This is a genomic window from Bradyrhizobium manausense (assembly GCF_018130615.1).
Taxonomy (GTDB): Bacteria; Pseudomonadota; Alphaproteobacteria; order Rhizobiales; family Xanthobacteraceae; genus Bradyrhizobium; species Bradyrhizobium manausense_A.
Genome location: NZ_JAFCKB010000033.1, coordinates 1 through 26407 on the forward strand (window position 1 = coordinate 1; position 26407 = coordinate 26407).

At 63.6% G+C, this 26407-nt stretch carries 27 protein-coding genes; 14 read left to right on the forward strand and 13 right to left on the reverse strand.

Annotated features, from left to right (window positions below):
* Positions 1–957: RHS repeat-associated core domain-containing protein (locus JQ587_RS35500; RefSeq protein ID WP_212428463.1), on the forward strand; the 957-nt coding region annotated here is incomplete at its 5' end.
* A 995-nt stretch (positions 958–1952) separates the two neighbouring features.
* On the opposite strand, the gene JQ587_RS35505 is transcribed toward JQ587_RS35500, so the two are convergent.
* Together JQ587_RS35505 and JQ587_RS35510 are read right to left on the reverse strand one after the other, a co-directional pair.
* The gene (locus JQ587_RS35505) at positions 1953–2354 is read right to left on the reverse strand and encodes a RidA family protein (protein ID WP_194482396.1); all 402 of its coding nucleotides are present in this window, start codon (positions 2352–2354) and stop codon (positions 1953–1955) included.
* A gap of 73 nt (positions 2355–2427) precedes the next feature.
* Complete coding sequence (locus tag JQ587_RS35510; RefSeq protein WP_212303884.1) at positions 2428–3267, reverse strand: cell envelope integrity EipB family protein; 840 nt, start codon at positions 3265–3267, stop codon at positions 2428–2430.
* A 253-nt stretch (positions 3268–3520) separates the two neighbouring features.
* On the opposite strand from JQ587_RS35510, the gene JQ587_RS35515 reads away from it, so the two are divergent.
* The 4 genes from JQ587_RS35515 to JQ587_RS35530 all read left to right on the forward strand — a co-directional run bounded on the left by JQ587_RS35515 (position 3521) and on the right by JQ587_RS35530 (position 6543).
* Positions 3521–3988, forward strand: coding sequence for a RidA family protein (locus tag JQ587_RS35515; RefSeq protein ID WP_014494672.1), 468 nt, complete (start codon positions 3521–3523; stop codon positions 3986–3988).
* A 10-nt stretch (positions 3989–3998) separates the two neighbouring features.
* Positions 3999–4745 (forward strand): glycerophosphodiester phosphodiesterase, encoded by a 747-nt coding sequence (locus JQ587_RS35520; protein ID WP_212428464.1) that lies wholly within the window; start codon positions 3999–4001, stop codon positions 4743–4745.
* Positions 4746–4799: 54 nt separating this feature from the next.
* Positions 4800–6041, forward strand: a complete 1242-nt coding sequence (locus JQ587_RS35525) for a GNAT family N-acetyltransferase (RefSeq protein ID WP_212428465.1) — start codon at positions 4800–4802, stop codon at positions 6039–6041.
* 76 nt (positions 6042–6117) lie between these two features.
* Positions 6118–6543, forward strand: coding sequence for an HIT family protein (locus JQ587_RS35530; protein ID WP_212303887.1), 426 nt, complete (start codon positions 6118–6120; stop codon positions 6541–6543).
* A gap of 111 nt (positions 6544–6654) precedes the next feature.
* Here the strand turns inward: JQ587_RS35530 and tsaA are convergent, their stop codons facing one another.
* The 4 genes from tsaA to JQ587_RS35550 form a co-directional block, all read right to left on the reverse strand.
* Positions 6655–7146: a tRNA (N6-threonylcarbamoyladenosine(37)-N6)-methyltransferase TrmO gene (gene tsaA / locus JQ587_RS35535; RefSeq protein WP_212428466.1), complete on the reverse strand. Its 492-nt coding sequence runs from the start codon at positions 7144–7146 to the stop codon at positions 6655–6657.
* A 31-nt stretch (positions 7147–7177) separates the two neighbouring features.
* Entirely contained in the window at positions 7178–7528 is a 351-nt protein-coding gene (locus JQ587_RS35540) for an AzlD domain-containing protein (RefSeq protein ID WP_212428467.1), read from the reverse strand.
* Positions 7525–8265, reverse strand: a complete 741-nt coding sequence (locus JQ587_RS35545) for an AzlC family ABC transporter permease (protein ID WP_212303890.1) — start codon at positions 8263–8265, stop codon at positions 7525–7527. The genes JQ587_RS35540 and JQ587_RS35545 overlap by 4 nt, the downstream gene beginning before the upstream one ends.
* A gap of 103 nt (positions 8266–8368) precedes the next feature.
* Complete coding sequence (locus tag JQ587_RS35550) at positions 8369–9277, reverse strand: lytic transglycosylase domain-containing protein (protein WP_249154689.1); 909 nt, start codon at positions 9275–9277, stop codon at positions 8369–8371.
* Between the two features lie 328 nt (positions 9278–9605).
* Here JQ587_RS35550 and JQ587_RS35555 point away from each other — a divergent pair, with 328 nt between their 5' ends.
* Together JQ587_RS35555 and JQ587_RS35560 are read left to right on the forward strand one after the other, a co-directional pair.
* Positions 9606–10505: a TRAP transporter substrate-binding protein gene (locus tag JQ587_RS35555; protein ID WP_249154690.1), complete on the forward strand. Its 900-nt coding sequence runs from the start codon at positions 9606–9608 to the stop codon at positions 10503–10505.
* A 72-nt stretch (positions 10506–10577) separates the two neighbouring features.
* On the forward strand, positions 10578–11216 hold the full coding sequence (locus JQ587_RS35560; protein ID WP_212428469.1) for an HAD family hydrolase: 639 nt from the start codon (positions 10578–10580) through the stop codon (positions 11214–11216).
* On the opposite strand, the gene JQ587_RS35565 is transcribed toward JQ587_RS35560, so the two are convergent.
* Both JQ587_RS35565 and JQ587_RS35570 read right to left on the reverse strand, forming a co-directional pair.
* A complete protein-coding gene (locus tag JQ587_RS35565) occupies positions 11213–12253 on the reverse strand; it encodes a phenylacetaldoxime dehydratase family protein (protein ID WP_212428494.1) in 1041 nt (346 codons plus the stop codon). The two genes, JQ587_RS35560 and JQ587_RS35565, sit on opposite strands and share 4 nt — an antisense overlap.
* Positions 12254–12281: 28 nt before the next feature.
* A complete protein-coding gene (locus JQ587_RS35570; RefSeq protein WP_212428470.1) occupies positions 12282–13298 on the reverse strand; it encodes a carbon-nitrogen hydrolase family protein in 1017 nt (338 codons plus the stop codon).
* Between the two features lie 196 nt (positions 13299–13494).
* On the opposite strand from JQ587_RS35570, the gene JQ587_RS35575 reads away from it, so the two are divergent.
* From JQ587_RS35575 to JQ587_RS35600, 6 genes are all read left to right on the forward strand, one after another.
* Positions 13495–14451, forward strand: a complete 957-nt coding sequence (locus tag JQ587_RS35575) for an AraC-like ligand-binding domain-containing protein (protein ID WP_212428471.1) — start codon at positions 13495–13497, stop codon at positions 14449–14451.
* Positions 14452–14555: 104 nt separating this feature from the next.
* Positions 14556–14792 carry a hypothetical protein gene (locus tag JQ587_RS35580; protein ID WP_212428472.1) on the forward strand — a complete coding sequence of 79 codons (237 nt, stop codon included), beginning with the start codon at positions 14556–14558 and terminating at the stop codon, positions 14790–14792.
* Between the two features lie 114 nt (positions 14793–14906).
* Positions 14907–15932: an aldo/keto reductase gene (locus JQ587_RS35585; protein WP_212428473.1), complete on the forward strand. Its 1026-nt coding sequence runs from the start codon at positions 14907–14909 to the stop codon at positions 15930–15932.
* Between the two features lie 93 nt (positions 15933–16025).
* The gene (locus tag JQ587_RS35590) at positions 16026–16187 is read left to right on the forward strand and encodes a hypothetical protein (protein ID WP_212428474.1); all 162 of its coding nucleotides are present in this window, start codon (positions 16026–16028) and stop codon (positions 16185–16187) included.
* 147 nt (positions 16188–16334) lie between these two features.
* Positions 16335–17756, forward strand: coding sequence for an MFS transporter (locus JQ587_RS35595; protein WP_212428475.1), 1422 nt, complete (start codon positions 16335–16337; stop codon positions 17754–17756).
* Between the two features lie 128 nt (positions 17757–17884).
* Positions 17885–18343, forward strand: a complete 459-nt coding sequence (locus tag JQ587_RS35600) for a PEGA domain-containing protein (protein WP_212303899.1) — start codon at positions 17885–17887, stop codon at positions 18341–18343.
* 67 nt (positions 18344–18410) lie between these two features.
* On the opposite strand, the gene clpA is transcribed toward JQ587_RS35600, so the two are convergent.
* The 3 genes from clpA to JQ587_RS35615 form a co-directional block, all read right to left on the reverse strand.
* Positions 18411–20822, reverse strand: coding sequence for an ATP-dependent Clp protease ATP-binding subunit ClpA (clpA, locus tag JQ587_RS35605; RefSeq protein ID WP_212303900.1), 2412 nt, complete (start codon positions 20820–20822; stop codon positions 18411–18413).
* 318 nt (positions 20823–21140) lie between these two features.
* Complete coding sequence (gene clpS / locus JQ587_RS35610; protein WP_027530069.1) at positions 21141–21473, reverse strand: ATP-dependent Clp protease adapter ClpS; 333 nt, start codon at positions 21471–21473, stop codon at positions 21141–21143.
* Between the two features lie 585 nt (positions 21474–22058).
* Entirely contained in the window at positions 22059–22397 is a 339-nt protein-coding gene (locus JQ587_RS35615; RefSeq protein WP_212303901.1) for a phasin family protein, read from the reverse strand.
* Positions 22398–22785: 388 nt separating this feature from the next.
* Here JQ587_RS35615 and JQ587_RS35620 point away from each other — a divergent pair, with 388 nt between their 5' ends.
* Positions 22786–24594: a serine hydrolase gene (locus tag JQ587_RS35620; RefSeq protein ID WP_212428476.1), complete on the forward strand. Its 1809-nt coding sequence runs from the start codon at positions 22786–22788 to the stop codon at positions 24592–24594.
* Between the two features lie 224 nt (positions 24595–24818).
* Here the strand turns inward: JQ587_RS35620 and JQ587_RS35625 are convergent, their stop codons facing one another.
* Positions 24819–25544, reverse strand: coding sequence for a DnaJ domain-containing protein (locus JQ587_RS35625; RefSeq protein WP_212303903.1), 726 nt, complete (start codon positions 25542–25544; stop codon positions 24819–24821).
* Between the two features lie 62 nt (positions 25545–25606).
* Entirely contained in the window at positions 25607–26362 is a 756-nt protein-coding gene (locus JQ587_RS35630; protein WP_212303904.1) for a VWA domain-containing protein, read from the reverse strand.
* Between the last annotated feature and the right edge of the window lie 45 nt (positions 26363–26407).

Consider the following 26407-nt stretch of genomic DNA (forward strand, 5'->3'; position numbering starts at 1 on the left):
TCCTTGTCCTGCCACAGGTCATCCTCGGAATGCCTGTCACTGAAATTATCGTGTCTCACTTCAGGGGTGCAGTCCAGCACTGTCACCGTAATAGCCACCGTTCCGGATACCCTGGGTTCGGTTATCGGCTCGCTGTCTTCGGCTTCCGGCACTTTGACCAGGACTGGGTACCTGCCTTACGGCAAGAGCGGCGGTGCTGGACCATTCGGGTACACTGGTCAGCGGATCGATTCGGAAACAAACGGGCTCTACAATTATCGAGCGCGGCATTACTCCCCCGCGTTGGGACGATTCCTACAAGCTGATCCAATCGGCTATGCGGGCGGAGCTCATCTCTATGCCTATGTCAACAATGATCCATTGAATTTGACCGATCCTACGGGTCTCACTGCTGACGGCTTTGGAAATGGATTCAGAGGCATAGTCAACCCCAATCCTGTGGATCTTTTATCTACCCTGGAGAACTATTTCGGCTCAGATAACAACAGTAGCGGATCTGGCAAGGCGGGTGTCGCTGCTGGAATCGCTTCGGCCATTATATACACCAATGTCGTATCCATTGGAGCCAGCGCCTCTGTCGCAAAGGGGACGCCGACTAGTCCTGTCATTAATCCGGCAGGCGCAATCAGAGCAGCTCAGTTCGGTGAAATGCAAGGAAGAGCATCGCTAAGCGAAACGGTAGCAAATGTTTCGGGTACGAACCCAACAATCACTTACACCGCCTCTGGTAAAACGATTTACGCAAATCCTGAAACTGGGTTGCAGGTTGTTTATGACAACGCAGGGAATTATTTTCGGGTCGAGAATACGAACGTTACGGGGGCACTTCGATACACAGATCAATATGGCAATGCGATACCGGCGAACGTCCCGCTTGTGAAACCATCGGGTTCGACGCAGACTGGTGTGCCACCAGAGGTACGGCGCGCGCTAACTCACTTCAACAATACAGATTGATAGACTATGCATCCCTCCTATTTTCAATTGTTGAATTGCGAGGCAGACGCCCCCAAGGGAAGCTTGTCACTTCGTGCTGAGACTTCGGAATGGCTATTCCATATAAAATTCTGGGACGCTATCAATGTCGAACTGGGAAGCAATTTTGGGCAATATGAAGATGATACCTTGTCATTGAGCGATGCGCCTGTCGTTTTGAGAGAGCTTGATAAGCTCAGAGATAATTACCTTAGAGATCCAACGTACTCTCAAAAGGTAGTTTATGGTTGGACCCCAGATGGACGGGATCTAGAGTTTTCCATATCGGGCCCAGAATTGAGAAAAAGCATCGAAGAGTTGAGATCGTTTGTACTTTGGGCAATCGAGCAAAAATCTGACGTATTTTGCCAGCTTTGATCCCGTCGGGACGAGGCTTGGCAGCAACAATTGAGTGCACTGGACTGCACCCCTGAAGTGAGACACGACAATTGCGGTGACGGTACCGGACTATCGCTTCAATTGGCCTGCAATCACGAAGTATCTGGTTCAGCATGAAAATGAGGATCGCTCGTTCGTCAGATTCCGAAAGCCGAGACGTCGTGCGTCGTGGCGACTGGCTGTTGCCGCTGTCGTCGAGGGCCACGATGGCATAGTGCCACTGTTTTGCCCGACGCGTCAAATTGAATTCGCTAAATACGAAACTTGGGTTAGACCTGAATCCGCGATTCCCGCGCAATTTCCGCGCGTTGCCCAATGGGCATCGTCTGCCATCGTTTTTCGAAGACCGCCCCTCGCCTCAGAGGCCGCGCTCCCTGCCCGTCTCAAGCTGGTTTGCTCGACACCGCAATGGCTTGATCGGACGGGCATCGTGTCCTTCCACACCACCGCTTCTACTGTGCATGGGGTTGTTTTTCACTCTTTGCGAGACCATGCGCCGGCGCGGTTCAGAAAGGAGGGCGCGCAGCCCCGCCTATCGCTCCGCTCTTCCTCAGCCTGAGACCGCCCGGGCAGTGCACTCAATCCGCCACCGCAATCGCCTCGATCTCGATCAGCCATTCCGGCGCGGCGAGCGCGGAGACGCCGACGAGGGTCGAGGCCGGCGGCTCCATGCCTTCGAAGAAGACCGAACGGGCTTTGCCGATGATCGGGCGCAGCTCCGGCTTATAGCCGACGACGAAGGTCGTGATCTTGACGATGTTGGCGTAGGTGGCGCCGGCCGCCTTCAGCGCATGGCCGAGGTTCTGCATCACCTGCGTGGTCTGCGCGGCGATATCGCCCTCGCCGACGATCCGCCCCTCCTCGTCCACCGACACCTGGCCGGAGATGTAGATGGTGCGCGCGCCGGAGGCGGTGACGACGTGGGAATAAGCGGGATTGTGATGCAGGCCGCTGGGGCGGAGATGATCGAGCTTGGGCATGAGGCTGGCTCCCGGAGTTTTATGGTTGGGAGGGAGCGTAGCCGGAGACTGTGTCGAGAGCTAGCCTCGCCCCTCAATTGCAGGGCTTGCTGTCCTTGACGTCGAACTTGCCCATCGCACCGGAAATGACGAAGTCGTTGTAGTCGAGCACGAGCTGGCGGGAGACGCCGTTCTCGTAGAGCTCGAACGACATGGCGTAGACCGGCGTCTGCTCGCCTTCCTTCTGCTGGGCCTCGCGATCGAAATAGCTGACGGTGACCGGCCAGCGCTTTTGCGATTTCATGTGCTCGTCCGATGTCGACGGATCGGGCGCAGCGGCGCGGTCGGCCGCGATCGGCTGACCGATCACGGTCAGCGTGTTGTAGACCTTCTGGCCGTCGTCGGAGCCGTCATAGACGGAGAGCTCGAGCAGCGACTTGCCGTCCTTGGCGGCCGCAATGATGCGCTGGATCTGCTCGGTCGGGAACACGATCTTGCCGTCCAGGGTGAAATTCTTCGGCGCCGGCAATTTCAGCTTGACGTTGATGTGGTCGCCATCGCGCTCCGCCGAGCCGTCGACGAGGCCGGCCTCGGTCTCGTTCATCCGCGTCTCGATCTTGAAGCGGTAGCTTTTGCCGGTGGCGTCCTCCCAGGAATTGGAGCGGAGGTCACTGAGCGTGATCTTGCCCTCGCCGCTGTCGAGCTCGGAGACCTGGCGGAATTCGGAGGTGTAGCCTTCGCAAGCGCTGCCGGCGAAATTGTAGAGGATGCGGCCGCGCGCGCTGTTGATGGAGTTGGAGCGCGATTTGACCAGGCTCAGATCGTAAAGCGCCTGATGCGGGAGGAACGGACCATTCGCGGCATGGGCACCGGCGCCGAGCGTGGCCGCGGCGAGCGCCATCACACCGAGTGAAGTCCGGAAAAGGTGCACCATGTCTGTTCCCTGGGGACGCGCAGATTCGACACTTTAATGACCGTTCCATTGCGTCGCAACTGCGGCGGTTTCACGTAAAGTTGCGCCTCTCCGTTGAACCTCCTGACCTGCCTTGGGAAAATGCAGTCTGCCGCAGCGTTCGTCCGCCCGATCGGCTTGCTTGCATGTGGCGGCTTGATGGGCGAAACAGGGCGCGCCCGGCGGTCACGAGACGCGCCGGAGCGGATGAGTTTTCAGACATCGAGGTCAGGACATGGCGGGCACGGTCGAGCAGAAACTGGCGGAACAGGGCATCAAGCTGCACGAGGCCCCCACCCCCGTGGCCAATTACGTGCCGTTCGTGCGCACCGGCAATCTGCTGTTCGTCTCGGGCCAGGTCTGCTTCGATCCCGCCGGCAAGCTGATCGCCAAGGGCAAGCTCGGCGCCGGCGTCTCGATCGAGGACGGTGCTGCGGCCGCGCGCGGCTGCGCCGTCAACCTGCTCGCGCAGGTCAAGGCCGCGCTCGGCGACCTCGACAAGGTCGTGCGCGTGGTGCGCCTCGGCGGCTTCATCAACTCGGCGCCCGACTTCCTGGACGGGCCGAAGGTGCTCAACGGCGCCTCCGACCTGATGGTCGCGGCCTTCGGCGACAAGGGCCGCCATGCCCGCACCACCGTCGGCGTCGCCTCGCTGCCCGCGGATGCGGCCGTCGAAGTCGAAGGCGTGTTCGAGGTCGCCTGAGGTCAGCATCGTGCGTGCTCCGGATTGGCTGACAGCGCGGCCGGTCGCCCATCGCGGCCTGCATGACATTTCGCGTGGCATCGTTGAGAACATGCCGGGCGCGGTGCAAGCCGCGATTGCCGGCAACTTCTCGATCGAGGTCGACATCCAGCTCTCGGCTGACGGCGAAGCCATGGTGCATCACGACCACGCCCTCGGCCGCCTCACCGACGCCACCGGCCCGGTGGTCGCAAAGACCGCGGCCGAGCTGAAGGCCATCGCATTCAGGGATACGCCCGAGCGGATGATGTCGCTCGGCGACCTCTGCGCCATGGTCGCCGGCCGCGTGCCGCTGGTGATCGAGGTAAAGAGCCATTTCGACGGCGACCGCAAGCTGGTGAAGCGGATGGCCGAGGTGCTGGCGTCTTATCAGGGACAAGCGGTCGGCATGTCCTTCGATCCCGACCAGGTGCTGGCGCTGCGCGAGCTGCTGCCGTCCCGTCCGCGCGGCATCGTCGCGCAGCGGAGCTATGAGGACGAGTACTGGGCCTACCTGACGCAAGCCCAGCGCGACAGCATGCTGTACCTCCGCCACGGCTTCCAGACCCAGCCACACTTCGTCGCCTTCAAGGTCGACCACCTGCCGGCGCCCGCCCCCTGGATTGCCCGCAACGTGTTCGGCTGCGCCCTGCTCGGCTGGACCGTGCGCACGGACGAGCAGCGGACGCGAGTCGGGCAATATGCCGACCAGATGATCTTCGAAGGCTTCGTGCCGTAAGCTTGATGTTCCCCGCCCTTGAAGTCGCTGCTGCAATGCACGATCTTGGGAGCAATGGCATCATCCGAAATCACGCTGGAGGCGGTACCGTCCATTGGCGAAGTCTCGCCGGAGGATTGGGACGCTTGCGCCAATCCAGGCAAGATCTGCAACGGGCATGGCTTGGGAACCTCGTCCGGGGTCCCAGACGATTCCCTCGGCTTCTTAAAGCCCGCCTATAACCCCTTCGTCTCGCATGCGTTTCTTTCCGCTGCTGAGAAATCGGGTTCGGCTACGATCCGCACCGGCTGGGGTCCGCGGCATCTCGTCGCCAAGATTGGCGGACGCGTCGTCGGCGTCGTGCCCTGCTATCTGAAATCACACAGCCAGGGCGAATACGTTTTCGACCGCGGTTGGGCGGACGCCTATGAGCGCGCGGGCGGGCGCTATTACCCGAAGCTGCAGGTCTCTGTTCCCTTCACGCCGGCGACGGGGCCGCGGCTCCTGGTCCGTGACGGCGTCGACCGCGAGCGGATCACCGAGGCGTTAGCCAGCGGCCTGATTGCGCTGTGCGGCGTCAGCAAGGCCTCCTCGGTGCACGTCACCTTCGCCCGCGAGGCGGAGTGGCAGCTGCTTGCCCAGCATGGTTTCCTCCAGCGCACCGACCAGCAGTTTCACTGGCGCAATGAGGGCTTTGCGAGTTTCGACGATTTCCTGGCGACGCTGAACTCACGCCACCGCAAGTCTATCAAGCGCGAACGACGCGATGCGGTGGCCTCTGGTATCACCATCCACTGGCTCACGGGCAAGGACATCACCGAGGACGCCTGGGACGCGTTCTTCATGTTCTACATGGAGACCGGCTCTCGCAAATGGGGCCGTCCATACCTCACGCGCGAGTTCTTCTCGCTGATCGGCGAGACCATGAGCGAGGACGTGCTGCTGGTGATGGCCCGCCGCAACGGCCGCTGGGTCGCGGGCGCGATCAACTTCATCGGCTCGGACACGCTGTTCGGCCGCAACTGGGGCGCGGTCGAGCATCATCCCTTCCTGCATTTCGAGGTCTGCTACTACCAGGCAATCGATTTCGCCATCAAACACGGTTTGAAGAATGTCGAAGCCGGCGCGCAAGGCGAGCACAAGATCGCGCGCGGCTACCTGCCGCGGACGACCCATTCCGCCCATTTCATCGCCGATCCCGGCCTGCGCCGCGCCATCGACGATTACCTCAAGCGCGAGCGCGCCTATGTTGCGGAGGCCGGCCGCGAGCTCGCCGAGCTTGGCCCGTTCCGGAAAGGCATCGACGAGGCGCCTTGACGGTTTGCCGTCGGTGGTGACAGTAAGCGCGAAATTCTAAGCGCAATGTTCTTGAAAGCTCTTGGGAGCCGCCGCCATGACCGCCTACGACACCAACAACATCTTCGCAAAGATCCTGCGCGGCGAGCTGCCCTGTCACAAGGTCTATGAGGACGAGCACGTGTTCGCCTTCCTCGACATCATGCCGCGGGTGCCCGGCCACACGCTGGTGATCCCGAAGGCTCCTGCCCGCAACATCCTCGACATCGCACCGGACGATTACGCCCACGTCGCCCGGGGCGCGAAGAAGATCGCAATCGCCGCAATGAAGGCGTTCAAGGCCGATGGCATCACCGTGCAGCAATTCAACGAGCCCGCCGGCGGACAGGTGGTGTTTCATCTCCACATGCACGTGATGCCCCGCCACGACGGCGTCGCGATGCTGCCGCCTGCGAGCCGCAAGGAAGACGTCAAGGTGCTGGAAGAGAACGCGACCAAGCTGATCGCGGCGCTGAAGAGCTGATCGTCATTCCGGGGTGCGCATCCTGGCGCGAACCCGGAATCCATCATGCGTCAGAGATGGTGGCGGAATGGATTCCGGGCTCGCGACTTCGTCGCGCCCCGGAATGACGGACTACTCCGTCTGAAAATCCCCTGCTTGCGGCGCCGCTAATGGCGTGAACTCGCAGCGGTCCGGCTTGATGTCGATCAGCGGCGTGTTGTCGAGGCAGTCGAGGCCGCGCACGAGGATCGAGCTGCCCTCGATGCCGACCAGCTTCACGATCGAGGTGCCGATCGGATTGGGTCGCACCGGCGAACGCAGCGAAAACGTACCGCGGGTCTTCTCGTTGTTCTTTGGGCTTTGCAGGACGATGTCGCGGCGGGACTTGTCGAGCCAATAAAGCACTTCGAGATTGCTGTAGAAATCGACGCCCTTGATCGCGGGTACGAAGGGCTCGAAGATCTCGAGCCTGCACACCGGGCCGTCGGCGCGACCCTGCCGCGGCGTCTCGAGCCGCGAGATCCAGGGCGTGCGGATACGACCGATGAAGACGAGGCCGGCATCCTCCGCAGGCGGCAGCTCGATGGCGACCTCTCCCTCACGGAGTTCGTTTTCGCGAACCATATTTCCACTTCCTTGGCTGTTCGCAAGGGTTTTAGCCCAACCACCATTTGCCGGCCAGCATGAAGACTTCACCGGCGACAACCCCCGCAAAGATCGAGCGGCGCGTCAGCAGGAACATGACGAGGCCGGCGCCGACGGCGCCGTAGCGCAGGCCATCAGGCACGCTGGCCAATGCGCCCGGCGGCTGGACCACGATCTGGGCGATGACGCCGGCCAGAATGGCAGTGGCAACCGCCCTCACCCAGACCAGCAACTCGGAACCTTCGTCGATGCCGCCGCCGAACCACAGGCCGAGCATGCGCCATATCTGGTTGGGAATGACGCCGGCGACGAACAGCACCAACAGCGCGTGCCAGTCGCCGATGAGTTGCGCGGCGCTCATGCGCCCACCTCCCGCCACCAGTGCACGCCGTAGGCGATCGTGCCGGCGGCAACACCGCTGACGAGAATGTCGAGGCCGGAGTTCATCTTCGCGGCCAGCGGATAGAGCAAAATTCCGAGCGTCAGCGCAACCACGTCGGCGACCTCGCGGCTGTTGCGCGCGGTCGAGAACAGAAACGATAGCGGCGTCAGCAGCAGGATCGCGGCGCCCAGCGTGTGCGTCAGGTTGGCGGCGAGAAAATAGCCGACCGTGTTGGCGGTGAGGCACACCGAAACCAGACCAAAGCCAAGTCCGTTGACGAAGGCGATGCGCCGCTCGCGCGGTACCTGCGGCAGGAAGCGATGGCATTCGACCCATAGCGTCACGGCCGTCAGATGGGCGGCGAAGAACAATTCACGCCGCCTGGTCGTCGGCGTACGCATCAGCGGCAGCACTGAGACCACCATCGGAAACAGCCGGATCGCGCTGACGGTGACCGCGATCGCCGACTGGATGATGGTCGCGCCCGAGCCGAGCGTGGTGATCAGGATAATCTGCGCCGGCCCGGCCCAGACGAACAGCGTCGAAGCCAGCGCCCAGACCAGGCTGAAATGGCTGTCATGGGCGAGCGCCCCGATGCCGAGATAGGTTGCGAACAGAACGAGCGTGAGGATCGTCTGCGTGATCGAGTGCAGCCCCCAGGCAAAGGCGCGCCAGGGACTTTGCCATTGAGGTGAATCGAGCGGAGGAAGCGCCACGGGATCTTGGGCCGGCGGGTGAGGAATCGTGCCTGAATAACGGGCAATGCGGACGGCCACGTCAAGGAAGCTCGCGGCGGGGCTGGCATGCGCACGGCACCCCCTACCCGCTCACACCCTTGTTCTTCAGGACAAAACACGCCCCACCCGCCTTCCGGATGCGGTTGCAGAGATCATCCGCCTCAGGGCGCGTTTCGGCACCGATGCGCACCTGGTAGAAGGCGTGCGACCCGCGGCTGCGCACAACCGAACTGAGCAGGCTCGGATCGCGGTCGCCGATCACGGCGCTAAGGCGTGTGACTGCACGAGAGTACATCGCCAGCGCCTTGTTGCGGTCGAAGCCAGCGGCGAGCTGAACGCCCCAGATCTTGGCGGCGGCGAGCTCGACATGCTGTTCGAGCTCTGCGACGAACGGGTTCGGCGCACGCTTCAGCAGCGCCATCAGGTCGCGGCAACTCGTTGGCGGCGAACTCGGCGGCCCCTTGCCGGCGCTGCCGGCCTTGGCCCACGCGTCAATGCTCGCTCCAGTGATGGCGTAGACATAGTTGCGCGTCTGCTCCGGCATGCCACCGGTGCCCGCGAGCCATTCCTGCACCCGTCGCGGGCCGGCATTGTAGGCGGCCGCGGCGAGGCCGAGATTACCGAACTGGTTGCGCAGCTCGTTCAGGAACTCGGCCGATTTCGGCAGCGCCTGAACCGGATTGAACGGATTGAGCAGCCCCCGCTCGCTGGCGGTGCCCGGCATGAACTGTGCAATCCCCTGCGCGTGCTCGCCACTGCGCGTCGTCGGACCCACCGCATCGGCCTGGAAGCGGCTCTCCTGCCAAATGACGCGGGCGAAGAATTCGAGCGGCAGATTGGCATCGCGCGCGGCGGCCTCCACGATCAGGCAGATCGACTCCCGCGTGTCGCTCTCGCGGCCATCCGCCGGCTTCTCCGGCGGCGCCTCGACGCTGGGGACTGCAGTATCGGTCTTTGCGGGTGAGCTGTCCTCCGCCGCCCCCGCTGTCATCAAGATCAGCATGGGACGACGAGTGATGCAATTCGCGCCAACCGTGCCCAAGCATCGCGGTGGCGGGCGCCTGCGCGGCATGCAACAAGGTGATCTGCCATATCGTGGCGCTGTGCCCTGGTTCGACGAGTTGCAATCGATGTTGCCTGACCTGCTTCTCCCAATGCGTTCCCCCGCCAGACGGATCCATACCATCCTCGCCCTCGCCGCGCTTCTCTTCAGCGCCGTGCCGGCCATGGCGCAAGTCACGCCCCAAGTCGCCTCCCAACTTACCTCCCAAGTTACCTCTCAAGTTACCTCTCAAGTTACCTCTCAAGTTACTTGGCAGATGACCACCGAATATCCGGAGAACAACATATCCGGGATCGGGCTCACCACCTTCGCCGATCGCGTCGCAGCGCGCACAAACGGTTTCGTGAGCGTGACCAACGCCTTCGACAATCAATTGAAGATCACCTCGGGCGAGATGCCGCGCGCGTCACTGGATGGCCGGATCGCCGGCGGCGACGCTTTTGCGGGCGCGCTCTCGGGCCTCGCCCCTGTGCTGGGCTTCTCGACCCTGCCATTCGTGGTGCAATCGGTCGACATCGCCCGCGCGGCAAATTTGCGCGCGCGGCCCCTCTACGAGAAAGCTCTCGCAGCACGCGGCCTCAAGCTGCTCTATCTGACGATCTGGCCGGCCACGGGCCTGTGGTCAGACCGCGCGCTCGCAGGCGCCGACGACCTACCGAAACTCGACCTGCGTGCTTACGATGCCAACTCCAGCGAGGTGATGAAGGCGGCCGGCGCGAACGCGCAGGTCTTGCCGATGGATGCGGCGCTTGCCGGGCTCCGGGAGCACCGGCTGAATGCGTTCCTCACCTCCGGCGACGGCGGCGCGGGACGCAAGCTGTGGGACTTCCTGCCCTATTTCACGGCCATCAACTACGCGATGCCGGTCTCGATCGCCTTCGTCCGTAACGAGGCGTTTGCCGCACTGCCCGAGCCTATGCAGCGCGAGGTGCTGACCGCAGCAGCCGAGACCGAACAGAGCCAGCTCGCATTGCTGGCCCATCGTACGGCCGAGAATTACGCACGCATGCGCGAGAACGGCGTCCACATCGCCGAGCCGGCACCGCCATCCCTCGTCGCAGCGCTGCGAATGGCCGCAACGGGCACGATCGCCGCATGGGAGGCGCAGGCCGGCGCAGATGCCGCCGCGATCGTCGAATGGACGAAGCAGCAATGACGCGACGGCTCTTGACTTGAAGCCCGATCCGACTAGCAACGGACCGGCAGTTTCAACGCGGGCCGGTTCCTGATGGCGACAATCTTCTTCGATCTCGACGGCACGCTGACCAACCCGAAACCGGGGATCACCCGTTCGATCCAGTACGCCCTGGAGCGGCTAAGCCTCGCAGTGCCGGGCGAGGATGAGCTGACCTGGTGCATCGGGCCGCCCCTGCATGCAAGCCTGAAAAAACTCACCGGAACCGACGCGCTGGCGGACCAGGCACTGCTGCTCTACCGCGAGCGGTTCAGCGATATCGGCCTGTTCGAGAACGAGGCCTATGCCGGCATCGTGGACACGCTGGCGACGCTGGCCGCCACGACACCGCGCATGTTCGTCGCGACCAGCAAGCCCACGGTCTACGCCACTCGTATCGTCGATCATTTTGGCCTGAAACCCTATTTCGAGCGCGTGTTCGGCTCCGAGCTCGACGGCACGCGCGTCGACAAGCGCGACCTGCTCCGATACGCGCTCGACGAGACCAGGGTCGAAGCGGACGGTGCAATCATGATCGGCGACCGCAGCCATGACGTGGTCGGCGCCCGAACCAACGGCATGACGGCGATCGGCGTGCTCTATGGCTATGGCAGTGAGGCCGAGCTGAGGGACGCCGGCGCGCACCACATCTGCGCCGCGCATCCGGAGCTGCTCGGCCACTGCGTCGCCTAAGCGCCGACCGTCTCCACGGCCGCAAGCATCCCGGTCTTCGCGTGGCAGTTCAGATATTCGAAGAACTGCTCGTCGGCGGCCGCCACCGTGACCTCGTGGTAGAGTCGCAGCTTTGCCGACGGCCCTAGCGTCGAGAGGTATTTCATCGCCGCACCAAAGATCTTGACGTGGGTCGGGTGCGATTCCGCCCAACGCTCCAGCGCGGCGAGACTTTTCCACCAGCTTTGGCCGTAGGATTTTTCGCTTGCCTTGCCATCGGCCGAAAGCACCTGCATGTAGCGGTTGGCGTAGCAGCCGATCGCAAGCCCGTCGTCGCGCAGGAAATCCATGCCCTCGCGCAATACCGGCTCGACATCGTCGAGATAGAGTTTTCGCTCCGACGCCTCGGTATCGCTCCAGTCCTGGCCTGAGCGGATCAGGCAAAGATTGTCGTTCGCTTTCACGCGCAGCCGCACGCCATCGCGGACCAACTCGGGAGCACCGTTAGGCGACATCGGATCGGTCTGCGACAGCGGAATGCGATCGCGCATGCCGCCCCAATAAGCATGCTCCTGCACCTCGCCACTCATGCCTTCTGCGATGACAGCGACACCCTCGGGCCTGCCGAGCGAGGAGAACAACGTCTCGTGTCGCGCCACAGTGGGGCGCAGCACCTCGATAAAGGTGCCGATCCCTTCGCGGCGCTTTCCGGTCCAGGCCTCGCGCGCCGACGCAAACCAGGCGTCGAAACGCACGATATCGTCCCAATAAGCCACCGAGACAATGTTCGTGTGGCCGGTCTGATCGACATGATGCGCGCGGTCCCAATGCGAGGGACCACCCTCGCCAGCGAAGAGCCCGGCGATTTCAGCCAGCGCTTCCGCCGCAGCCGACGGCGCCGTGCCGCGATACTGTATGCCAAAATAGGCCATCACGACGCGGCTCACGGCGGGTTTGTAACGCGCCACAAAGGACGGATATGGCGGCTGGTAATCGTCCGGCACGCGCTTGTGACGCGTGCGCGGGCTTTCGAGATGTTGAGGAATTGCGGATTCCATCATCGTACCCTCCTCGCGATTTCGCTGATCAACTCGCCGCCGCCGCAATGTCAGCGGGTTCGACAGTGTCGACCGGCAACGCGAATTGCTCGACACGTTTGTACGGCTTCTTGTTGAGCAGCAGCCGCGTGACGTCGGGCCGCGAATAGTGCCCGGCGGGATCGGCGGCATTCTTGGCGACGCCGATCGCGCCGAGATCGATCTCGGCCATCAGCAACCCCTCCTGGTCCGGTGCGAGCTTATCGCCGATCTGGCTGCCGTCGGGCCCGTAGATCGCAGCAAAACCGCCGCCGACATGCAGCAGCGCGTTCTTGTCCGGCCGATCGCAGAGCTCGTCGATCATCGCCTGCGACACGGTCGCGCAAGGCGCGAGCACGAAGCAGGAGCCCTCCACCGCATAGACGCGCGAGGCGGCGTTGTTGACCTCGGCGCCGAGGGCCGGCGCGAACGGATCGTACAGCGAGAAGCTCGGCCAGGCCGCGACATGGACCTGCTCGTTCTGGGCGTACATCGCGTATTTCGACAGCGGCTGGAGATGCTCCCAGCAACACAGCGCGCCGATGCGGCCGATGTCGAGGCGCGCGTGGACCGCAAGGTCGCTACCGTCGCCCTCGCCATAGACGGTACGCTCGGCATGGGTCGGGCGCAATTTGCGGCGCTTGGCGATGGTCTCGCCGTCCGGGCCGATCAGCCATTGCGCCAGATAAAGGCTGCCGCCGTCGCGCTCGGAGAGGCCGATCACGGCCGTGAGCTTGGCTTTGCGCACGGCATCGCGCAGTCGCTCGGCCTGCGGACTGTCATAGGACAGCGAATTGTCGAAATAGCGCTGCACGAAGCCACGGCCGATCGCCCAGGCCGGCGAGTCCATCCAGATGTGCCAGGGGTAACCGGGGATGAATGCCTCGGGGAATGCAATCAGCTTGGCGCCTTTCTCGGCGGCCTCCCCGATCAGCGCGATCGACTTGTCGATCGAGGCGTCGAGATTAAGCCAGGCGGGGGCCGCCTGCACCACCGCGACCTTGTATTTCGGATGTTCGATGCCCATTGCCGCCTCCCTCGCCGGTTGATCGGAGACCACGTCCGATGCAGTCTATTGGGCCAAGCTTGGCGGCCGCGCGCTCGACCACGGCGGAACAAAAACTCGACTGGAAGGGATCGCCACCCGGGACGGAACTTGCCTGCGCTCCGGCGGGATATGTGCCACCATGCGGTTTTGCTGGATATGAAAAGGAGGCCTGCCGATGACGATCCAGTTCACGACAGACGGCAGCCCCGGCTACCGGCGGCTTGCCCTCTGGCAGGACATCGTCTGCGACGTCTTCGTCGGGCTTGACTGCAAATCGGACCTCGGCAGCGCCTTCCATGGTTCGGTCACGCAGGTCCCGCTCGGCAACGCCGTTTGCTCCGAGGTCTGCTCGGATCGTCAGCATGTGTTTCGTACGCCCTCGCGCATCGCGCGCTCGGATCAGGATTATGTCCTTGTTGCGCTCGGCAATCGCGGCGATGGCGGCGTGGTGCAGGACGGCCGAGAGACCGTGATCCATCCCGGCGAGTTCGCGCTTTACGACACCACGCGTCCCTATGAGCTGAAGTTCAGAGACACGTTCTCCCAGACCATCTTCAAGGTGCCCAGGAACATGCTGCAGCGTCGGCTCGGCGGCACCGAGACACTCACCGCAATCACCTTCGGGGCCGATGTGCCGCTCGAGCGGCTCGCCTATGATTTCATCTTCAGGCTTTGCCAGAGCGCTGACCGGCTCGCGCCGAGCAGCGCCGTCGCCCTGTCGGAGCAAGCCGTCGACCTGCTTGCCATGGCGCTGAGCGAACGGCTCGGCAAGACGTCACTGCCATCCTCGACGCATCGCTCCGCCCTGCTCTATCGGCTCAAGGCGCATATCCGCGCGCGCCTCGCCGATCCCGACCTCTCGCTGGCCGAGACCGCCGCCGCGCTCGGCATTTCATCGCGTTACGTCAACGATCTCCTCGCCGACGAGGACACCTCTTTTCAGCGTCATGTGCTCGCCGAGCGTCTCGCCCAATGCCGGCGCGACCTCGCCTCGCCCGTGCTCAGCCACCGCCACATCAGCGAGATTGCGTTTGCCTGGGGCTTCAATGACGTCTCGCATTTTGGCCGCGTCTTTCGCGAGCATTTCGGGATGTCGCCGCGCGATTTCAGGCAGAGCCAGCTGCCGCACTGACATCCGGTACGCTCAGCCATCATCGCAAGCCTTCGTCTCAGGCGAAGGCCATGCTCGCCAATTCCAGATTGTCCCCTCGTGCAACCTGCATCAGGCTAGCCCGCATGAGGACTCACGCGACGATATCAGGATCGGAGCTGCTGCTGAGCGTGATCGCGTTCCGGCTCGCGGTGCTGGTCCTGGCGGGCTGGGGCTTGACGCTCCTGCCTCGGCAGACTTTGGACACCCAGCCCGCCTGCGTCCTCTCCTCCGCAGCCAGGATCGAAACGCAACCTCCGGCGACGACGATCAGCTCGCATGTCGCAGATGCAGCGGTCGATGATATGCGTCTGCACGACTAGGCCATTCCGCGGCAAGGCGGGTATGTCGGCAGGCGGTAGGATAACGCGTCTGCTTGCACTACGATCTGCCTCCACGGCCGCGCCAATCAATCAGCGGCCGCGAGGAGCAGTTCGATGGAATACCGACGCTTGGGCCGATCCGGCCTCATGGTGCCCGCTTTGAGCCTTGGCACGGGCACGTTCGGCGGCGTCGGCCGCCTCGCGGCATGGGGAACGACCGATGCGACCGAGGCGCGGCGCCTTCTGGACATTTGTCTGGAGGCCGGGGTGTCGATGTTCGACACCGCCAACGTCTATTCGCTCGGCGAATCCGAGCGGGTTCTCGGCGAAGCCATCAAGGGCCGCCGCGACAAGGTGCTGGTCTCGACCAAGGCGACCTTCCGCTTCGGCGACGGCCCCAACGACCTCGGCTCGTCGCGGCAGCATCTGCTTGCGGCCATCGACGGCTCGCTGAGCCGGCTCGGCACCGACTATATCGACCTGTTCCAGCTCCATGGCTTCGACGCCCTCACCCCGCCTGAGGAGGTGCTCAGCACGCTGGACGTGCTCGTGCGCGCCGGCAAGATCCGCTATATCGGCGTCTCGAATTTCTCGGGCTGGCACCTGATGAAGTCGCTTGGTGTCGCCGACAAGCACGGCCTCCCGCGCTACGTCGCCAACCAGACCTATTATTCGCTGATCGGGCGCGACTATGAATGGGAGTTGATGCCGCTCGGCCTCGACCAGGGGCTCGGCGCCGTGGTCTGGTCACCGCTCGGATGGGGCCGCCTCACCGGAAAGATCCGCCGCGGCCAGCCGAAGCCTGAAGTGAGCCGCCTGCCCCAGACTGCCGACTTCGGACCGCCCGTGTCCGACGAACATGTCTATCGCGTCGTCGAGGCGATCGACGAGGTCGCCAAGGAGACTGGCAAGAGCGTCTCGCAGATCGCGCTGAACTGGCTGCTCCAGCGTCCGACCGTTTCAACGTTGATCATCGGCGCCCGCAACGAAGCGCAGCTGCGCGAAAACCTCGGCGCGGTCGGATGGTCATTGACCAAGGATCAGATTGCAAAGCTCGACGCCGCGAGCAAGGTGACGCTGCCTTATCCTTACTGGCACCAGCGGGGGACCTTCTCCGACCGCAATCCGCCGCCGGTGTAATTGACCTCCTCGCAAGGGCCGGCTTGATTTTTGAGCTGCATCAATCCGGTCCATGCCGATCGTGGCATCGTGCCCGCCTCGCGAGGCAGCCTGATGCGCCGATTTGCCATGAAGGCCCTGTTCACGATCCTCAACCTCAACCGCGAGGAGCGGACGCGGATCGACTGGGATCGCACCGCTATCGTCGCCTCCACGGCAGTGACGCTCGGGCTTGTCGCCCTCTATATCTACGGCAAGGCGACCTCGCGCTGGTGAGCGCGCAAACAGGGCGCAGATCCATGCCCGCAGCGCCGGCAGACCTGCTTCCGCCACAGGAACCGTCCGTGTCCTGCCGGGTTGCGATGGTCAGCGCAATTTCCTAATCCGGGGATCACCACGGCTCGAATCAAACACGCCTTCACCATGTCGTCTGTCCCGATCGAGCATGCCGACGGCCTGCCGCAACCTCAGCGCAACCAGGCGGTGCTGACGATTGCGCTCGGCATCCTCATGGCTGTCGTCGACAGTGCCATTGCCAATGTCGCGCTGCCGACGATCGCAGCCGACCTGAACGCGAGCCCGGCCTTCTCGATCTGGATCGTCAACGGCTATCAGCTCGCGATCACGATCTCCCTGCTGCCGCTGGCTTCGCTCGGCGAGATCGTCGGATACCGCCGCGTCTATCTGGTCGGGCTCGTGCTGTTCACGCTCGCATCCGCGTTCTGCGCGCTGGCACATACGCTGCCTCTGCTGACGACCGCGCGCATCGTCCAGGGGTTCGGCGCAGCCGGCATCATGAGCGTCAACTCGGCGCTGGTCCGCTTCACCTATCCGCGCAGCCTGCTCGGGCGTGGCATCGGGCTCAATGCGCTCGTGGTCGCCTTCTCTGCCGCGGTCGGGCCGACACTCGCCGCCGGCATCCTCGCGGTCGGCAGCTGGCCCTGGTTGTTTGCCATCAACGTCCCGCTCGGCGTGGTCACGCTCGTGCTCGGCCTGCGCAGCCTGCCGCATACAACGCCAGCAAGCCATTCGTTCGACTGGCAGAGCGCGGGGCTCTCAGCGATCACCTTCGGCGTCGGCATCGCGGCGATCGACAGCGTCGGCCACGGCGAGGCGACAATCACCTGTCTCGTCCAGTTCGCCATCGCGATCGTCGCCGGCGCTTTGCTCATCTATCGCGAGACGCACATGAAGTCGCCGCTGCTGCCGGTCGATCTGTTGCGCATCCCAGTATTCGGACTGTCGATTGCGACCTCGATCGCCTCGTTCTGCGGGCAGATGCTGGCCTTCGTCGCGATCCCCTTCTACCTCCAGAGCCGCTTCGGCTATTCGGCCGTGCATATGGGCCTCCTGATCACGCCGTGGCCGATCGCGGTGGCCTTCGCAGCCCCGCTGGCCGGCCGCCTGGTCGAGCATTATCCGGCCGGCCTGCTCGGGGGCATCGGGCTGACGCTGTTCGCCTGCGGCCTCGCCGCACTCGCTTTCCTGCCCGCAAGCCCGACGTCGCTCGACGTGGTCTGGCGGATGGCACTGGCGGGCGCAGGCTTCGGCCTATTCCAGACGCCAAACAACCGCACCATGATCGCGGCCGCACCGCGCGAGCGCGCCGGCGGCGCCAGTGGCATGCTGGGCACCGCGCGGCTGCTCGGCCAGACCACTGGCGCTGCGCTCGTCGCGCTGTTCCTCGGCCGCTATCCGATCGACGGAACCCGGATCGCGCTCCTCGCCGGCGTCGGATTTGCCCTCTGCGGCGCGATGCTGAGCATGTTGCGGCTGTCGCCTGCCGGCGCGCGTGGCGCCGAACACGTCCGCGTGCAGGACGACCAGCGCCTGCGCGGCGAATAACAGGCCCCCGCTCAGGTTACCGCTACTTCCAATCCCAACCTGTGCGTGGCTTAACTAACTGGACATATGGCGTATTGCCCTCCCGCTCTGATTGCGCTTCAGTGGCAGCGGGGAATTAGGGGCATTTCATGCGTTCATTTGGAATTGTGGCGCTCAGCGTCATGCTGGGCGGCTGCGCGTCTGTCACGCGCGGCACGACCGAGAATATCAGCATTGCGTCAACACCGTCGGGCGCCGAAGCCGTCATCAGCGGAATGGAAGTACCGACGACCTGCACGACGCCCTGCTCCGTGGTCGTCAAGCGGAACGCAGATATCTCCATCACCGTCCAGAAGGCCGGCTACGAGCCGCAGATCGTCCCACTCAGCCGGGACATTCAGACCGGCGGAGCTGCTGGCTTTGCCGGCAATCTTTTGCTGGGGGGCGTCGTCGGCATGGGAGTCGATGCCGCGACGGGAGCAGCAACCGATCACAAGCCCAATCCGGTCATCGTGACGATGCAGCCGTCGGCCCCTCCCCGCGCACGGCCGCCCGCGCAGAAGAAACCGCGGCCGCCCGCGGCAGACGCACCCGAAGCCGGGACTTAGGACCCGGCACTCCAACGCAAATAAAAAGGCCGGCTTCTCAGCCGGCCTTTCGGTTCATGTGCGTCGATCAAGCCTTGACCAGCGGGCCCTTCGAGGTCGGCCCCTTGGAGCCGCCGGGGCCGCCCGGCTTGTTGGGCTTGCCCGGCGGGCGCTTGCGGGTGCCGGGCAGCTTTTCCTGCTTCGGCGTGACCGGGCCCTCGACGAACTCGAAGCCGATCTTCTCCTTGGTCTCGTCGGCCTCGTCCTTGACCAGAACGACGCGAACGTGGCCGCCACCCTTGAGCTTGCCGAACAGCACCTCGTCGGCCAGCGGCTTCTTGATGTGCTCCTGGATCACGCGAGCCATCGGCCGCGCGCCCATCTGCTCATCATAACCGTGCTGGACCAGCCAGGTCTTGGCGGGCTCGGACAGCTCGATGGTGACGTCGCGATCACCGAGTTGCGCCTCGAGCTGAAGCACGAACTTCTCGACCACGGTGCCGATCACCTCGACGCTGAGATGACCGAACGAGACGATGGCATCGAGACGGTTGCGGAATTCCGGCGCGAACTGCCGGTTGATCGCCTCGTGGTCGTCGCCTTCCCGCTTCGAACGCGTGAAGCCGAACGCCTGCTTGGCGAGATCCGAAGCACCCGCATTCGTCGTCATGATCAGGATGACGTTGCGGAAGTTGACCTGCTTGCCGTTGTGGTCGGTGAGCCGGCCGTGGTCCATGATCTGGAGCAGCACGTTGTAGAGGTCGGGATGCGCCTTCTCGATTTCGTCGAGCAGCACGACGCAATGCGGGTGTTGGTCGACGCCGTCGGTGAGCAGGCCGCCCTGATCGAAGCCGACATAGCCGGGAGGCGCGCCGATCAGGCGCGACACGGTGTGCCGCTCCATGTATTCGGACATGTCGAAACGCAGCAGCTCGACGCCGAGCGACGCCGCGAGCTGCTTCGCAACCTCGGTCTTGCCGACGCCGGTGGGCCCCGAGAACAGGTAGCAGCCGATCGGCTTTTCCGGCTCGCGCAGGCCGGCTCGCGCCAGCTTGATCGAAGCGGCAAGCGACTCGATCGCCTTGTCCTGGCCGAACACAGTGCGCTTCAGGGTCTGCTCGAGATGCTTGAGCACCTCGGCATCGTCCTTGGACACGCTCTTCGGCGGGATCCGCGCCATCGAGGCGATCGTGGTCTCGATCTCCTTGATGCCGATCGTCTTCTTGCGCTTGTTCTCGGCGACCAGCATCTGCGCCGCACCGGACTCATCGATCACGTCGATCGCCTTGTCGGGCAGCTTGCGGTCGTGGATGTAGCGCGAGGAGAGCTGCACCGCAGCCTCGATCGCTTCATTGGTGTACTTCAGCCGGTGGTAGTCCTCGAAGTACGGCTTGAGGCCTTTGAGGATCGCGATGGCGTCCTCGACCGTCGGCTCGTTGATGTCGATCTTCTGGAAGCGCCGCACCAGCGCGCGGTCCTTTTCGAAGTGCTGGCGATATTCCTTGTAGGTGGTCGAGCCCATGCAGCGGATCGTACCCGAGGCCAACGCCGGCTTGAGCAGGTTCGAAGCGTCCATCGCGCCGCCCGACGTCGCTCCCGCACCGATCACGGTATGGATCTCGTCGATGAACAGGATGGCATTGGGATGGGCTTCGAGCTCCTTGAGCACCTGCTTGAGGCGTTCCTCGAAGTCGCCGCGATAGCGCGTGCCCGCAAGCAGCGTGCCCATGTCGAGCGAGAACACGGTTGCAGCCGCCAACACCTCCGGCACCTCGCTGTCGACGATGCGCTTGGCCAAGCCCTCCGCGATCGCGGTCTTGCCGACGCCGGCTTCACCCACGAACAGCGGATTGTTCTTCTGGCGGCGGCACAGCACCTGGATCGCCCGGTTGATCTCGGAATTGCGTCCGATCACAGGATCGATCTTGCCGTCACGCGCCTTCTTGTTGAGGTTGACGCAATAGGTCTCGAGCGCCTCACCCTTCTTCTTGGTGTCCTCGCTGCCCTTGGTCTCGGTCTCTTCGTCGACACCGCGCACGGGCCGCGCCTCGGAGACACCCGGCCGCTTGGCAATGCCGTGGCTGATGTAGTTGACGGCGTCATAACGTGTCATGTCCTGCTCTTGCAGGAAGTACGCAGCATGGCTCTCGCGCTCGGCGAAGATCGCGATCAGCACGTTGGCACCGGTCACCTCTTCGCGGCCGGAGGACTGCACATGGATTACCGCGCGCTGGATCACGCGCTGGAAGCCGGCGGTCGGCTTGGCGTCATCGGCGCCATCCGTCACCAGGTTTTCGAATTCGGTTTCAAGGTAGTTGACGAGACTCGTGCGGAGCTTGTCGAGATCGACGCTACAGGCGCGCATGACGGCGGCCGCATCGGAATCATCGATCAAGGAAAGCAGGAGATGCTCGAGCGTCGCGTATTGGTGATGACGCTCATTGGCGATCGCCAGTGCACGATGCAGGGATTGTTCAAGGCTTTGAGAAAAAGTCGGCATTCGCGTCCTCTATGGCCCCCACCATCATGATCGCCATCGCCCGGTCAGGCAACAACAACCTTTGTCACATATAGTTATACAAGATCGCGGCGAAAGACCGGTTCCGCGACTCGGCAGCTCGGCACCTGCGGTATTCTCGATGCAAAACCCGTTCCGATTTGGGCAGGATTCTTAGACGGATTCTCGCCGGTGCGAATTTCCGTAGTTTTGCCGATGGCCATAGACACTTCGCCGGGACAATACGCCGGTACACAACACCAAGGCATCACGCGACACTGCGTCATGCGCAAGGCTGGCTCGAACCTGCCGTGACGCGTCCTATTTCTTTTCCATCACGCATTGCAGCGGATGCTGGTGCTTCCGGGCGAAATCCATCACCTGCGTCACCTTAGTCTCGGCGATCTCGTAGGTGAACACGCCGCACTCGCCGATGCCATGATGATGAACATGCAGCATGATCTTCGTCGCGGCCTCGACGTCCTTCTGAAAGAACTTCTCCAGCACGTGGACGACGAATTCCATCGGAGTGTAGTCGTCGTTAAGGATCAACACGCGATAGAGGTTCGGCCGCTTGGTCTTCGGTTTGACCTTGGTGATGACGGACGTGTTCGGACCCGCCGGACCTCCGGAACGGTTCTCGTCATTGCTCATCCGGGGAGCGTGGGCGGCGGCGGACAGGTCGAGTCTGGAAGTCAGTTGCGGCATGGCTCAGGCGTTCAAAATTCCCCACGGAAGCGAGTGACGCTCGGCCCCACCCTTTCGGAGCTTGGCACGGGCGCGCCACCTTGTTGGATCGCCGCTTCCAACCGGTCCGGTCAGGCCCGGATCAATTCTGGGGAATATGGGCCTGCCCCCGGCTCCCTGCAAGCGTGCAACAATCTGGCCGATATGGCCAAGGCAATCCCGATTCCCGCTCCGGGCGATCCTATCCAAGGTTAATCAATCCGGACCGATTTGACAAAAATTTCCGCCTCGACCGCCTAGAAGCAACTTGACCAGGAACCGGCCCTCAGCGTTGCGCGCCGGGACATCTCCGGTCTTCTACGGTCCGATTGAACTTGCCGACCCAGTCCCAGGACACGGCCTTCGGATGACGATCGTTGCGCGTTACCTTCGCGCACGTCTCGATGTTCAAGCACATACCGAGCTGCGCGCGGCACGCCGACGAAATCGTCACGACAAACGAAAAAAGCCCGGCTGAACCAGCCGGGCTTTTCGATTCCAGAAGTTCAGAAATTACTGGGCGGCCGGGGTGAACTTCGACACGACCGTCTCGACCGGCTTGAACGCCTGCTTGGCGAGGTCGCTGTAGAGGCCGGCGATTTTCTGCGATTCCGCGACGAAGGTCTCGTAGGAGGAGCGGGCAAAATCGGTCTGCGCTTCAAGCGCCTTGTCCAGCGACTTCACGCCGGAAAGCTTCTCGACGAAGGACTTGGTGTCCTCGAACGACTTCTTGGTGTAGTCGCCATAGGCGCTGGCGATCGCCTGGAGGCCGTGCTGCACCGAGGTCGCGGAAGCAACGCACGACTCGAAGTGCTCTTTCCCATAGTTCTGAAAGTCTTCAACCTTGAACATTTTGGAATCCTTTTCCTTGGCTCGCGTCCGGAAGCCCCGGCTCCCTGACTCTGCCCACAATTAGTGCAGCGCACAAAAAAGTCAAGAATCTTGTGCGTCGCACAAAAATCAATCCAACTTACGGAGATTCCCGGGCTTTCCCGCAAGGGTTCCTTAAGCTTTTGGAAACCGCGGCCCCCTACCCTGATTCCCTGGACGTGTTCACCTTCCGCAGACGGTCAAAAGCCGTTTGAGAACATCACCTTAGCCAGAACAGCGGCTCAGGCCCAACGTCTCCCGCGGTGAGCACCAGCGGAGCGACAGCCTGAGCAGGTAATGATCCCGGGTCCGCAGGGCACAATTTCGCCTCACGAGCCGGTGATCAAGTCACAAACGGGGACGGGGTTCCATGCTTCGTAACAACTGGTCTTCCTCGCGCTTGGCGCGGGTTGGCGTTTTCGGGCTTCTTACGGCCGCCACAGCCGTCATTGTCACAACCGATGCCGCGGACGCACGGCGCTATCGGCGGCACTACGCGCACCACCGGGTGCATCGCGATGTCTCCGAGAGCTACAGCCCGCAATTCGCGTCGATCATCGTCGACGGCAATTCCGGCGCGGTACTCCAGTCGACCAGCCCCGACGGGCTGCGCCATCCCGCCTCGCTCACCAAGATCATGACGCTCTATCTGCTGTTCGAGCGTCTCGAGTCCGGCAAGATGAAGCTCGACACCGAGATGCCGGTGTCGCAGCACGCCGCCGATCAAGATCCGACCAAGCTCAATCTGCGTGCCGGTCAGACGATCCGCGTCGAGGACGCGATCAAGGGTCTCGTCACCCGCTCCGCCAACGACGCCGCCGTCGTGATCGCGGAAGCGATCGGCGGCGACGAGGACGATTTCGCCGCGATGATGACGCGCAAGGCGCGCGCGCTCGGCATGTCCAAGACAGTGTATCGCAACGCCAACGGACTTCCCAACGACGAGCAGGTGACGACCGCGCGCGACCAGGCCACGCTCGGCCGCGCCATCCAGGAGCGCTTTCCGCGCTACTACCGCTATTTCTCGACCACCTCGTTCACCTGGCGCGGCGAGCAGATCCGCAACCACAATCACCTGCTCGGCAGCGTCGAGGGCGTGGACGGCATCAAGACCGGCTACACCCGCGCCTCCGGCTTCAACCTCGTGAGCTCGATGCGCCGCGGCAACCGCCATCTGATCGGCGTGGTGCTCGGCGGCCGCAGCGGCGGTTCGCGCGATGCCATTATGCGCAACCTGCTCGCGGAGAACCTCGAGAAGGGTGCCACCACCCACACCGTCGTGGCGGTGACCGAGCGCAACAGCGCTGACACCAGCAACGACGTCGCCGATGCTTCGGATACCCCGGCCCGGCCCGCTGCGCCGGTTCAGGTCGCGGCTGCGCCCGCCCCCGAGACGGCCGCACCGCGTCTCGCATCGCGCCTGTCGGCGCTTGCAGCTGCGACCGCTGCAATGCCCCCGGTTCAGGCCAAGCCTGAAGCCAAGCCTACCGAGTCAAAGATCGAGCCCGCGCCGCTCACCAACGGTGTGATCGCGAGCCAGCCGCTCTCCCTCATTCCGGGCTCGTCCGAGCCAATGAAGCCGGTCCGGGTGAAAACGGTTCAGGTCAAGGCCGGCGCGCTGAAGGTCGCGTCCGCCGCCCCGACGCAAGTTGCGCCACAGGTCACCAACACGATTTCGTCCCATAACGACGTCGCTGAGACTTCCGGCGCCGTCGTCGCCAGGGCCGACATCATCAACAAGCCGGAACCGGTCAGGACCGAAGCCGCCCGTGCCGAGTTGCCGCAGCAGCCGGCGGGCTTCGGCACCGGCAACGGCATCCTCGGCGTGCTGCCGGCGGCCACCGCCGCGGCCCCGGTCGCCAAGCTCGCCTCCGCCGATCCGGCCCCCCAGCCGATCCAGCTGAGCGCCACCACCAAGCCGGTCGTCACCCATAGCGGCTGGATCGTCCAGGTTGGCGCGCTCGAGAGCGAGAGCGAAGCCCAGCAGCGCATTGAAGCCGCCCGCAGCTCGGCCCGCGGCCTGCTCAGCAAGGCCGATCCCTTCACCGAGCCTGTTGTCGCCCGGGACAATCGCAAGCTCTACCGCGCCCGCTTCGCCGGGCTCGAGCGGGACCAGGCCGAGGCGGTGTGCAAGGCGCTGAAGCGCGCCGACATCTCCTGCATGACCGTCCGCAACTGATCTCTCTTACCTTCCAAGCCAAAATGCCCGCGCCTTGCGCGGGCATTTTTGTTTTGGGGATGTGGTGGCGCGGGAAGCTGTTCCGCGACAACCTCTCGTCAAGAATTTACGGTTAAAACTTTGCTCAAGGGATCGACCACGCCGACAATGGCGGGCATCGGGGCGACGGCAAACAGAGCAAGCGGGGCCCACGCGGTACGGGCGTTTGTGGCGTGGTGCCGGAGTTAGCCGTTATGCGTACGAAGCAGAGTATCCTTGGCCTCGTTTACCCGGGCAGCGAGGTACGTCGAGCCCCCCTGGTCGGGATGCAGTTTCTTCATGAGGGATTTGTGCGCCCGGCTGATGTCGTCGCGCCCCGCTCCCGGCTGCAAGCCAAGGATCTGATAGGCTTCCTCCGCCGTCATTTTGCCGCTCGCCGCCGTGCGGCGCTGCCCCCCTGCCGCGTTGCCCTGCGCGTTCTGACGCCAAGCGGGAAACCGGCGGTCCAGATAGCTTTCAAGTAAGGCCACGCTCTCAGCGTCGAACGCCGGGACCATTGCCAGCAGGCTAGCAAGATCGAACTCGTCGAGACTGCGCCCGGCGTAAGGCCCGGCGACGATCTGGCCCGACAGCTGGCCAGACTCATGGTCGAGCCGCATATCCAGGAATTGCGAGCGCACGTGCGAGGTCTGACCGGATGGGCGCGTTGCGCCACCGCCGAACAACCCACCCATATTGCCAAACCCCGCATTCGCCAACGGCGTCCAGCCAAGCAGTCCGGCGCCGAATATCCCGAGCGGGATCGCCACCGCCAGCTCGCCCCTCAAGCCGGTGAAGGCGGCCACCGCGAGCGCGACCACGCCGCCACCGAGCTTGAGGGCGCGCGCCAGCACCGCCGGATTGGCGGCGCGGAACATCTGCAGCAACAGATAGAGCGTGATAACGGCGACAACGCCGGCGATCAGGGTCATGGCTGGAATATAGTCGCGCTTCCGGCAAAATGCACAGCATCCGCCTCCGCCGCGCTGGCCGGCTATTTCATCTGTCCGATTAGCTGCGCCGCGCCGCTCGCCGTCTTCGCCAATCTCAACAGCGCCTCGCGACCTCCGGCCGCGTAGGCCGCCGCAGCCCGCAACAACTCGCGCAACTGTGCCGCCGCACCCGGATCAAACCGGCACCAGGCGCCGCCGGTCAGACGCGCGATCTCGCGAAACGCCTGCTCGGCGCCCGCATCATGGCCTTCCTGAAACAGGAACACCGGCACCTTCAGCATGCCGAGCTCACCTGCCTTGGCGCAGAGCGCGTCGACCTTCTCCTCCATGGCATCGCCGACGAAAACCACGGCGCGCACGCCCGATGCAACCGCCTCGCGCCGCGCGTCCGTCAGCACCCTGCCAATCTGGGTGTCGCCGCCACGGCAATCGATCTTGCTCATCAGCGTCGCCAGTTTGGCGCTGTCGGAAATCCACCCGGTGGCGCGGCATTCGTTGTAACCGCGGTAATAGACGAGCCGAATGTCGAGGCTTCCGAGCGCTGCAGCCTCGCGAAACATGTCGGCCTGAAGCGCGCAGGCCATGTCCCACGTCGGCTGCCGGCTCATCGTCGCATCCAACGCAAAGATCAAGCGGCCCTTCGCGCCAGGTGCATGCGGCGACAGCGAACGCGCCTTGGCGACGAAGGCGGCGACGTCCTCCGACGTCGACGTCTTTGCCTGCGGCAACGCGCCGTCGCTTTCGGCTCTCGCCGACACGGCCTCGCCATTACGCGGTTTGATGGGGTCGCCGGGCATCCGAAGTTACACCTGGTCTCACACCACCAATGTGGATAGCGTGCC